Here is an 8,961-nt window from a genome sequence, read left to right on the forward strand (position 1 = left end):
GCAAGGCGCGCATGTAGACGTCCTGCCGGATGTTGACGTTGGGATCGTTGGGCGAGGGCTGCACGCGCGCTGTGAAATATTTAACTTTCACCAAATTGTTCTGCGGCCCCCGTACCTTCTGGAATAGTGCCGCCGGGTCTAACCATTTCCAGGGAGTCCCCCGGACTTCGCCGTAATAGAAATTGAAGCCATCCACATAGACGATGGTGCGGTAAAGCGGCCTTGGCATGTTGCTCTGCCTCAGAAAAAGCAAGGGCCTCCAGAGGAGGCCCCGCGCCCGGCAGCCGAAGCCACCGGGGTAGTAGTGCGCAATTTTAACTCAAACTGCCCTGCGGGTCATCCGTGGCTGCCCCCTTTCCGTTTACTGCTGCATCATCATCGTCCGGCTCTCGTCCAGATACTCTGCTTGGTTGTAGCTGGCGCAAATTTAATTCGTTTCTTGTAGGCATGCGGTGTCCTTCAGTCCAGCAGAGCCAGCATCTCAGCGGTGCGGGTGAATTTCTCGCGTGGCTTGCCGGCCGCTTCACCGCACGCGATTTCGGCGGCGTCGATCTTCAGCCATGCGGGGAATCCCAGCGCGCGCACTCCGCGCGCCGCGAGTTGCGGATAAATCGCTTGCGCCCCCTGTTTCACCGAGGTATCGATCCCGCCGGCCTCGATGTCCGCCAGCATGGCCTTGACCGTGGCCACGCTGTCCGCGCGATTGGTGCCGATGATGCCGCTCGGACCACGCTTGATCCAGCCCGCGCAGTAGAGGCCCGGCAGCACCTTTCCCTGCGCGTCGGTGATGCGTCCGTCGACGTTGGGCAAAACGCCGCGACGCTCGTCGAACGGCAGCCCCGGCAACGGCACGCCCCGGTACCCGATGCTCCGGAATAAAAGCCCGCAGTCAAGTTCGACGGTCTCGCCGGTCTCGCGCGCAACCTGTCGGCCCGGTTCTCCCTCAAGGCGATTTTTGGCCAGGATCAAGCGCTCAAGCCTGCTTTTGCCCTTGATCTTGACAGGGCTTTCCAGAAACCGGATAAAACACCGCCGGCCCTTATTCGAACCCGCACGCGCCGCGAACGCGCGCAGAATCTCCATGTTTTTGATCGCAGTGCGGTTGCGTTTGTCGGCCAGTTCGGTTTCGCTCGCGGAGTTGAGATTCAGGTCTTGTGGCTTGACCACCGGCTCGCAGTCAGCCAGTTCGCCAAGTTCGCGCAACTCCACGTGCGTGAATTTGGCCTGCGCAGGGCCGCGCCGGCCGAGCATGTGGATCCCGCGGATCTTGCTCTCGGCCAGTCGCTCCAGCGCGTGTCGAGCGATGTCCGTATGTTTGAGCTCATCAACCGTCTTGGCAAGGATGCGGCACACGTCCACCGCCACGTTGCCCTGCCCGACGACCACCGCGACTTCGCTGGACAGGTCGAATTCGCGATCGCGGTAATCTGGATGGCCGTTGTACCAGCCGACGAACTCGGTGGCGGTGTGGCTGCCGGGCAAATCGTCACCGGGGATGCCGAGCCGCCGATCGCTCTCCGCCCCGCACGCGAACAACACCGCATGATAGCTGGCGCGCAGGTCTTCGATGCCGATGTCGCGTCCGATGGTCACATTGCCGAGAAAATTAAAGCGCGGATGCGCGGCGATCCGGGTGTAAACCAGGATGGCCTCTTTCAGTTTGGGATGGTCGGGCGCAACGCCGTTGCGCACCAGCCCGAACGGCGCCGGCAGGCGTTCGAACATGTCGATTCGAACGTCCAGCCCGGACTTCAGCAGCGCTTCGGTGGCGTAGAAACCGCTGGGCCCGCTGCCGATGATGGCCGCCCGCAGGGGATTTTGCTCAGTGCCGATCTGGTCAGTCATCGATTAACTTATAGCCACGGAACCCACAGAAGAACACGGAAGGTAAATGATCAAATTGCAAGATCAAGCGGGCTGGGGGAGACAAGCGAATCCGGGCATGCCTGTGTTCCCACGCGGAACCATTTGACTCTAGCCGATACGTTGGCTTCCCGCTTTCGAGCATTCTATCTTCCGTGTCTTTCCGTGGTTTCCGTGGCCGATCTCGCCTAGAAACCCAGCTCGGCCCGGCGCTCCTCGGCGCCTGGCAGCGGGTCCTGCTTGTCTTCGATCACCGGCAGGTCGGGCGCGCGCTCGGCATTTATGGCTATCCACTTTGTCAAGTCGTCGGGGATATCGGAATCCTCGTAGATCGCCTGCACCGGACATTCGGGAATACACGCGCCGCAATCGATGCAGACCTCGCTGTCGATATAAAGCATCTCGTCGTCGCCGTGAAAACAGGCGACGGGGCACACGGTTACACAATCGGTGAAGCGGCAACGTTGACAGTTACCGGTGACGATGGTCGTCATGTCGATCTCCTGCTCTCGTAAATCAGAATTTCACCACGATTCAGCTCGATGGAATCGCCGCTTAAGCGTTGGTAGCGGCCGTCGATATAATCCGGTTCGATGGGCAGGCCGAGCGCCGCCAGGTGTAACAAATAGAAACGCAAAAACAGCGGATGGTAGGTGCAAGCATAGCTGAATGTCGGCAGCACTGGCGCGTCCCGCATGGAAACGATGGTGCCACGCTTCATGCCGGCGCCGGTGCGCGCGCCCAGACTGCCCAGCACGATAATGCTGCCCGCCAGCATGTTGACGCCGGTGAAATCGCCGCTGTCGCCGCCAACCGCGATCAGCCCACGCCGCATGGCGTTGCCGGTCTCGTTGCCCACGTTGCCATACACGATGATCTCGCCGCCCTGCATGCCCGCCGGGCTGCCCCGATACGCCGCGCCAACCATGTGGCCGGCGCTGCCGGTGACGAGAATCCGCCCGCCGCTCATTTCCGGGCCGACCCAGTCCGCGGCGTTGCCACGCACCTCGATCTCGCCGCCGGACATGCCCAGACCTAAATGCATGCCGGCATCGCCCTGGATTACGATCCGCCCGGCGCTCATGCGGGCGCCCACGAGCTTTACCCGCGAGAGGTCTCCTGCGATATGCAGTTCGCCGTTGAAGCTGCCCTTGATCCTGAAAAAATCGCCCAGCGGAACCAGTTCGTTGCCGTAATTGAGGTTGAGGGCGGCGATCCCGGATGCGCTCAAGCCTTTCAGCGCGGCCGGACTGATGACTTCCGCCTCCAGCGGCACCCGCGGCGCGGTGTACAGTTCGAGGCTCAGGCTCATGACGGCGCCGGCGGGCCCGGCGGCGTGGCGACGGGGCCGGGCATGTCGCTGTCGGGCGCCTGACCGTTCAGCAGCCCGTGCAGGTGCACGTGGTATTTTCCCAGGCTGCCGCCGTAGTTGCCGGCCGAGATCTGCAACGCGCCATGCTCCGCCGCCACATGGATGCCGCGGCGCATCGCCTCTTCCACGGCGTGCAGATCCACCCCATCGACGACGATTTCGAATACGCTGTTTATTTGGTCTCCAAGTTGCGTGTCGCTGGCGACCGCGCGCAACGTCGGGCAGTACGTATGGCTGGTCGAAGCGATGAGGCCCTTGTACTGCGACCCGATCTTGCTACCGCAGCGCACGACCCCCTGCGGGAACGGCAGTATCACGCCGCGCACCTGCCGCATGACGGTGGCGGCCGCGGCGGCCGCGTCCAGTGCCGTCTCCGAATAGGCGCCGAGGATCAGGAGATTGCCGCCGCCGACCGCGGGTTGGACGCCGAAGCGGTCGTCCACCAGAAATTCGCCCTCCATCACCGGCACGCGCCACAGACGCCGGCCGCCCAGCACTTTGCTGATCTGCCAGCCGTCGCCGAAGTACCGCAAACGACCGCCCACGATCACGCTTCTCTGCGTCTTCAGGCCGTTGTAGCAGGCGGTGGTCGGGCAGGTCATGACGCACTGGCCGACACGCTCGATCAGCCGCGCGGCCATGCCGTCTTCCGTGATTGTGAACAGCAATACGGATACGCCCGGACGTCGGTCCGGCGTTTCGTCAGGTTCTAATTCTCGCTCGACCGCCGCCTCGCACTTGCAACGAATCACCGAGGTGGCGAAACCAGTCATGCTTTGTGCAGCCGCCCGCGCCCACTCTATTGTCGCGGCGGTCACGATCACACGCGAGACCCACATTTCGAAGGCCTCGGCGAACGTGTCGACGATTTCGGCGGACTGAAGGCGCATTACTTTTTCGCAAGTCGCTCTTAAAGTGTGACGTGCACCTCGTTAATTCTTCGTCTCCGGCGCTATCACCTCGTGCCGGTGCAGATAACTATCCGCCACCGCGTAGTTATCGAAGCGGATCGAATAATAATCCTCGAAGAACGGCCGGATCACCTGCTCGATCGCGCCGTCGTACTCCGGTGTGGCGTGCAGAATGCGGCCACCGTAATCCATGCGGATTTCGTGGTCTTCGATGATGATGTTGCCGTCCTTGATCACGTAGCGCGGCGCGTTGAACATCTGTTCCTTGTCGTCCATCTCGTCATAGATCGTGATGTCGGCGTCGGCGCCTACGCCCAGGTGACCCTTGTTTTTGAGCCCCAGCAGCCGCGCCGGGCCCGCGCGGGTGATGATCGCGATCTCGTTCAACGTGTATTCGCGCGCGATGTTGTCCTTGAGAATGGTCTTGGCGATCGCTTTCTGATTGACCTTCGCGATCTGTTCGTTGCGAAACTCGCGATCCATGAGCAGGCGGATCAGGCGCGGATACATCATGAAGGAGCCACCATTGGGATGATCGGTGGACAACACCAGCCGCCACGGGTCTTTCGACAACAAAAACAACTCCAGTCCGATTGCCCATTGCAGGGCGTGCACGTGCACGTGCTCCTGGTACGTGAACGGCACGATGCCGCAGCCGCTCTCGCACTCGGTATCGGCGTTAATCCATTTATTGCCGCTGATGCCGCGAAGCATATAAGCAAGCGGCGCGTCCGCCGTCATGGCGGTGGCCTTGCCGAACATCACCTGGCCGACGTCGGCGCTAATGTTGGGATGCGTGTTGATGTACTCGGCGATCTCCGGCCCCCTGGAAGTGGGATTCTTGCCGGGCTCGCCGCCGTAGCTGTGAAACTGGATATGCGCCATGTGCGCGCGACGTCCGCGGGCCGCTTCCATGGTGCCCACCGTGGTGTCGAAATTGCCGCTGTGACCGAGATTGTTGCAGTGGATATGCGGCGGGTGCGGAAGCTTGAGATCGTTGACGGCGTCGATGAAAGCGCTGATCACCTGCGCCGGCGTCAGATCGAACTGATCGATGTTCTCGTTGAGATCGGTAATGTTGGCATTGCGACGCCCCTTCCACAGTTCGTCGCTACCCGGATTGACCAGCTTGACCGTATAAGCCTTGGCGGCGTTGACCCACCAGGCGACCGCTTCGCGGAACTCCTCGTGGCGTTTTTCCTTGAGCAGCCGGTACAGCAACACGTTGTTGCCCAGCAGCACGTAAAAGCCTTTGTCGATGATGGGCGTGTCGTGTAGTTCCTCCAGCACGTGGCGCGCGCCAATGGGCGTCACGGCGGCCTCCATCGCGGTGGTATAACCCATCCCCGCGTAGCGGTAGCCGGTCGCGAACGTCGATGGCACGATGCCGCCCGTGCCCGAACGGGTCAGGGGCGTGCCAGGGTGCACGTCCAGGCGGTGGTCCTCGGGCTGAAGTTTGCGCGCCAGGTTGACCTTGGGTCCGGCGATGTGGCAATGAATATCCACGCCGCCGGGCATGACGACCATGCCTTGCGCGTCGATCTTCTTTGCATCGGGCGGGACTGTGGCGACGATGCGTCCGTCCTCGATACAAATCTCGCGCACCTCGCCATCGACACCATTGGCCGGATCGTAAACGCGGCCGTTGGCGATGCGCAGCGGGTCAGCCACCGAAGCTAAGAACACACTCAGCTAGCTGGCAATCACTCACAATCGCAGCATCCTTGATTGGCACGCGACGACGATCTAAAGGTTATCATGCATAACTTGCGCGCAGAGTTCGCAAGATAACCCTTCCGTGAGGCTCTTCCCCATCACCCTGCAGGACTGATATCGGATTGCCATCAACCCTTGGTTCAACTCTGTTTCTCAGCCATTGAGTGGTGCCCCAGCGCTCATTAGCTGCATTCCGAAAATCGTAATCGCCGACGATAGTCTCTGCAGGTGCTCGAATAACAATGCGCACCCCTTCAAGAGCCCAAACAGCGTCTTCAAATTCACTAACCGTCACCCTTCTCTCCTTTTCAGCCCTTGATGTACCATCAAGCCACCTTCTGCGTCGTCGCTGATTTCTCTGTCAGCAGTTCGGCAACCCGTCGCTTGATCGCCATGAGGATCGCTTCATCGCTCGGGTAAGGCGATTCAAACGCGGGCCGCAAGGTAATAGGCACGTCATCCATGCGATACACCGTGCCGCCCGTGTTGATGCCGTAGGTCGCGGTCGTGAACGCGACTTTAGCGAGTTGCGTGGTGTCCGTGGGTTTGGTGTCCAGCACGATTACGGGTATTTTCTTCAGATGTTCGACCGAGGATTTCGGAAAATTGGACGCCGGGTCCGAAGCGATGATGAGCGCGGCGTCGGCATCGCCGCGCGCCAGCGTATCGACCGTGGTGAATTCGCCGGGATTGAAGCGCGGGTAGCCACGGCTGAAGTTGACCCCGAACGGGTAACCCGTCTGCCAGGAAACGACATTGTCCGCGCCCGTGACGTTGCCGTGACCGCGCACCGGCTTGGCGACGAAGTGCGTGAACTCGTTGAGGTCGGTCGCGAGCGCCAGCACGGCGCCGGAGTTGAAATGACGTCCCCGCGTCATTGTCAGGCCCATGCCAAAGAAAAGAACGCCATAGCGGCAGGACTTCATGCGCCGCGCCAGATCCTCCAGCACGCTGAGTGGCACACCGGTCGTGTCCGCAATCTTCGGGTCCACCTTGCGGCCCTTGACCAGCGCGCGCAAGGTCCACAGCACCTCGAAGTCCTTGCCGGGCCTGACCTGTATGAAGATGTCCGCGACCGGCGCGCTCGGGGTGCGGCGCACGTCCACCAGCACCACGGTACGATCTTTCCTGCCGTTGGGCACGTACATGCCCTTGGGCGTCACCGCGTAACGCGTGAAGTGGCGCGGATGCGATTCCGCCGGATTGCCGCCCCAGTAAACCACCAGGTCCGCGCGGTTCTTGATCTCGCCCAGGGTCGCGGTGCTCTCCCCCACACCCTGGAAAGCGATGCCCGAGGGGCCGTGACACACCGACGTGGTGGTGTCGATCGTGCCGTGAATCATGTCGCCGATGGCGACCGCCTGCTTCTGGGCCTCGCAGGTGGTGTCGCTCAGGCCATAGATGATGGGGAAGCGCGCCCCGACCAGAATCCGGGCGGCGGCTTCCACGCCCTGTTCGGTGGTGGCCGGTTTGCCGTCGATCAGCGCGAAGGGCCGGTCTTCGATCGTGTGTTCGGCAAACCAGGCGCGCCCCAGCACGCAGGCGTTCTTGGCCTTGGTGATGCGTTTTGCGTCCAGATCCACCGTGAGATCCATGTCGTCGCACACGCAGCCGCAGAAGGTGCAGGTTGCGTGCTCAACCAGGCGGGTGTTCTCGGTCATCATGGCCTCCGGCTAAGCGTTTTGCGCCGACGATGTCTCGTCGATCTTTTCGACTTCCACTTCGATGTTCTTGGAAAGCGGCATACCGCTGCCGGCCGTATCGCCGCTCATCAATTGACTGGAGGGCGGGCCATACGCGATGAACAACATGCCTGCGGGTAAATCGGTGGGTTTCCGTCCTTTGCATCGAACCTCGGTTTCACCAAACGCCGAGCGCAGCCGAAGCCTGTCGCCGTCTTTGAGTTCCAGTCTAACCATGTCGTCGGCGTTCATCTCGGCGGTAGAAGTGACCGCGCGGTAAGCGTCCTTCAGCTTGCCGGCGTTCAGCGAGGTGCCCTGCTTACTGGTGCGTCCGGGGATCAGGATCATGGTCTCGGCCATGGGGTTTACCGCAGCATGCTGATGAACCTGAATCATACAGACAACACATGGCCATTAGCTACAAATACGGGCATCCATCAATGAGTTTCGGCGTTCACGCGCGCCCAAATCGAAGGCGCGGCTCAAAAGCCCAGTTCCGCTTTTCTCTCTTCCGCCCCGGGCAACGGATCCTGCTTGTCCTCGATCACTGGCAGTTCGGGCGCGCGCTCGGCGTTGATCGCTATCCACTCCCGCATGTCGTCGGGAATGTCCGATTCCTCGTAAATCGCCTGCACGGGACACTCGGGAATACAGGCGCCGCAATCGATGCAGACTTCGTTATCGATATAAATCATCTCGTCGTCGCCGTGAAAACACGCGACGGGGCACACCGTCACGCAATCGGTGAACCGACAGCGTTGACAGTTGCCCGTTACCACGGTTGTCATTCAGCCTCCTGAGTTTAAGGTCAATACGTAGGGATTGACGATCGTCCGGGTTGCTCGACAGCCAATGTCTGCATGTCCGCGAGGCCGTCCGTCCTCAATCGCGCTAGTCGTCGTACTTGATGTACTTGAAGCGCGCATCGTCTGGGGTACCATCCAGCGCGCCGCCCTCCTTGCCGGGCTGCCACTGGATCACGTCCTCGATTTTTTTCGCCAGCTCGAAGTCCTTGTCGGTCACGCCTTTGGCAGCGTGATTCACCAGCTTGACGATCACAAATGCGTACGACGCGGAAATGTCCGGATGATGAAATGCGGCCTCCGCCAGGTGGCCGACGGTTGTGATCACCATCAAGGTGCCTTTCCAGCCGCTGGTCTTGTACTTGCGCCGGATCCAGCCGTCTTCGTAATACCAGTGGGGCAACTCCTTCTCCAGCCGCGCGCGAATCTCCTCTTCACTATAAACCTTGTCATCTCTTGCCATGGCAATCTCCGGTAAAGTTAAGAAAACTTTCTCGCCCCCAAATGTCCACATAGATAGTGGCACTATTTCACCCGCTGTGCCCGCAGGGCGGGCAAAAAGCGTTACGAATGCTGTGCATGATACGCCCCGGGCGCGACGGCGAGAACCGGGC

At 61.0% G+C, this 8,961-nt stretch carries 11 protein-coding genes; all 11 read right to left on the minus strand.

The window, feature by feature from the left end; genetic code table 11:
* A partial coding sequence (locus H0V34_00930) for an NYN domain-containing protein (GenBank protein ID MBA2490312.1) occupies nucleotides 1-229 on the minus strand: 229 nt, incomplete at its 3' end.
* A 230-nt stretch (nucleotides 230-459) separates the two neighbouring features.
* Nucleotides 460-1,845: an NADP oxidoreductase gene (locus H0V34_00935; GenBank protein ID MBA2490313.1), complete on the minus strand. Its 1,386-nt coding sequence runs from the start codon at nucleotides 1,843-1,845 to the stop codon at nucleotides 460-462.
* A 206-nt stretch (nucleotides 1,846-2,051) separates the two neighbouring features.
* Entirely contained in the window at nucleotides 2,052-2,357 is a 306-nt protein-coding gene (locus tag H0V34_00940; GenBank protein MBA2490314.1) for a 4Fe-4S binding protein, read from the minus strand.
* Complete coding sequence (locus H0V34_00945) at nucleotides 2,354-3,175, minus strand: formylmethanofuran dehydrogenase subunit C (protein MBA2490315.1); 822 nt, start codon at nucleotides 3,173-3,175, stop codon at nucleotides 2,354-2,356. Before H0V34_00945 ends, H0V34_00940 begins: the two co-directional genes overlap by 4 nt.
* Entirely contained in the window at nucleotides 3,172-4,125 is a 954-nt protein-coding gene (gene fhcD, locus H0V34_00950) for a formylmethanofuran--tetrahydromethanopterin N-formyltransferase (protein MBA2490316.1), read from the minus strand. Before fhcD ends, H0V34_00945 begins: the two co-directional genes overlap by 4 nt.
* Nucleotides 4,126-4,167: 42 nt before the next feature.
* Nucleotides 4,168-5,817 carry a formylmethanofuran dehydrogenase subunit A gene (locus H0V34_00955; protein ID MBA2490317.1) on the minus strand — a complete coding sequence of 550 codons (1,650 nt, stop codon included), beginning with the start codon at nucleotides 5,815-5,817 and terminating at the stop codon, nucleotides 4,168-4,170.
* 85 nt (nucleotides 5,818-5,902) lie between these two features.
* Nucleotides 5,903-6,157, minus strand: a complete 255-nt coding sequence (locus H0V34_00960) for a hypothetical protein (protein ID MBA2490318.1) — start codon at nucleotides 6,155-6,157, stop codon at nucleotides 5,903-5,905.
* A gap of 31 nt (nucleotides 6,158-6,188) precedes the next feature.
* A complete protein-coding gene (locus H0V34_00965) occupies nucleotides 6,189-7,523 on the minus strand; it encodes a formylmethanofuran dehydrogenase subunit B (GenBank protein MBA2490319.1) in 1,335 nt (444 codons plus the stop codon).
* 12 nt (nucleotides 7,524-7,535) lie between these two features.
* The gene (locus H0V34_00970; protein ID MBA2490320.1) at nucleotides 7,536-7,940 is read right to left on the minus strand and encodes a formylmethanofuran dehydrogenase; all 405 of its coding nucleotides are present in this window, start codon (nucleotides 7,938-7,940) and stop codon (nucleotides 7,536-7,538) included.
* Nucleotides 7,941-8,026: 86 nt separating this feature from the next.
* The gene (locus H0V34_00975) at nucleotides 8,027-8,332 is read right to left on the minus strand and encodes a 4Fe-4S binding protein (protein ID MBA2490321.1); all 306 of its coding nucleotides are present in this window, start codon (nucleotides 8,330-8,332) and stop codon (nucleotides 8,027-8,029) included.
* 103 nt (nucleotides 8,333-8,435) lie between these two features.
* Nucleotides 8,436-8,810 carry a 4a-hydroxytetrahydrobiopterin dehydratase gene (locus H0V34_00980; protein MBA2490322.1) on the minus strand — a complete coding sequence of 125 codons (375 nt, stop codon included), beginning with the start codon at nucleotides 8,808-8,810 and terminating at the stop codon, nucleotides 8,436-8,438.
* Nucleotides 8,811-8,961: the final 151 nt, after the last annotated feature.

The sequence above is a fragment of the Gammaproteobacteria bacterium genome, assembly GCA_013696315.1.
In the GTDB taxonomy this organism is placed as follows: Bacteria; Pseudomonadota; Gammaproteobacteria; order JACCYU01; family JACCYU01; genus JACCYU01.

Coding starts and splice junctions, on each gene's coding strand:
- H0V34_00965 (MBA2490319.1), bottom strand. CDS start 7,523: ATGACCGAGAACACCCGCCTGGTTGAGCACGCAACCTGCACCTTCTGC.
- H0V34_00945 (MBA2490315.1), bottom strand. CDS start 3,175: ATGAGCCTGAGCCTCGAACTGTACACCGCGCCGCGGGTGCCGCTGGAG.
- H0V34_00980 (MBA2490322.1), bottom strand. CDS start 8,810: ATGGCAAGAGATGACAAGGTTTATAGTGAAGAGGAGATTCGCGCGCGG.
- H0V34_00975 (MBA2490321.1), bottom strand. CDS start 8,332: ATGACAACCGTGGTAACGGGCAACTGTCAACGCTGTCGGTTCACCGAT.
- H0V34_00970 (MBA2490320.1), bottom strand. CDS start 7,940: ATGATTCAGGTTCATCAGCATGCTGCGGTAAACCCCATGGCCGAGACC.
- H0V34_00935 (MBA2490313.1), bottom strand. CDS start 1,845: ATGACTGACCAGATCGGCACTGAGCAAAATCCCCTGCGGGCGGCCATC.
- H0V34_00940 (MBA2490314.1), bottom strand. CDS start 2,357: ATGACGACCATCGTCACCGGTAACTGTCAACGTTGCCGCTTCACCGAT.
- fhcD (MBA2490316.1), bottom strand. CDS start 4,125: ATGCGCCTTCAGTCCGCCGAAATCGTCGACACGTTCGCCGAGGCCTTC.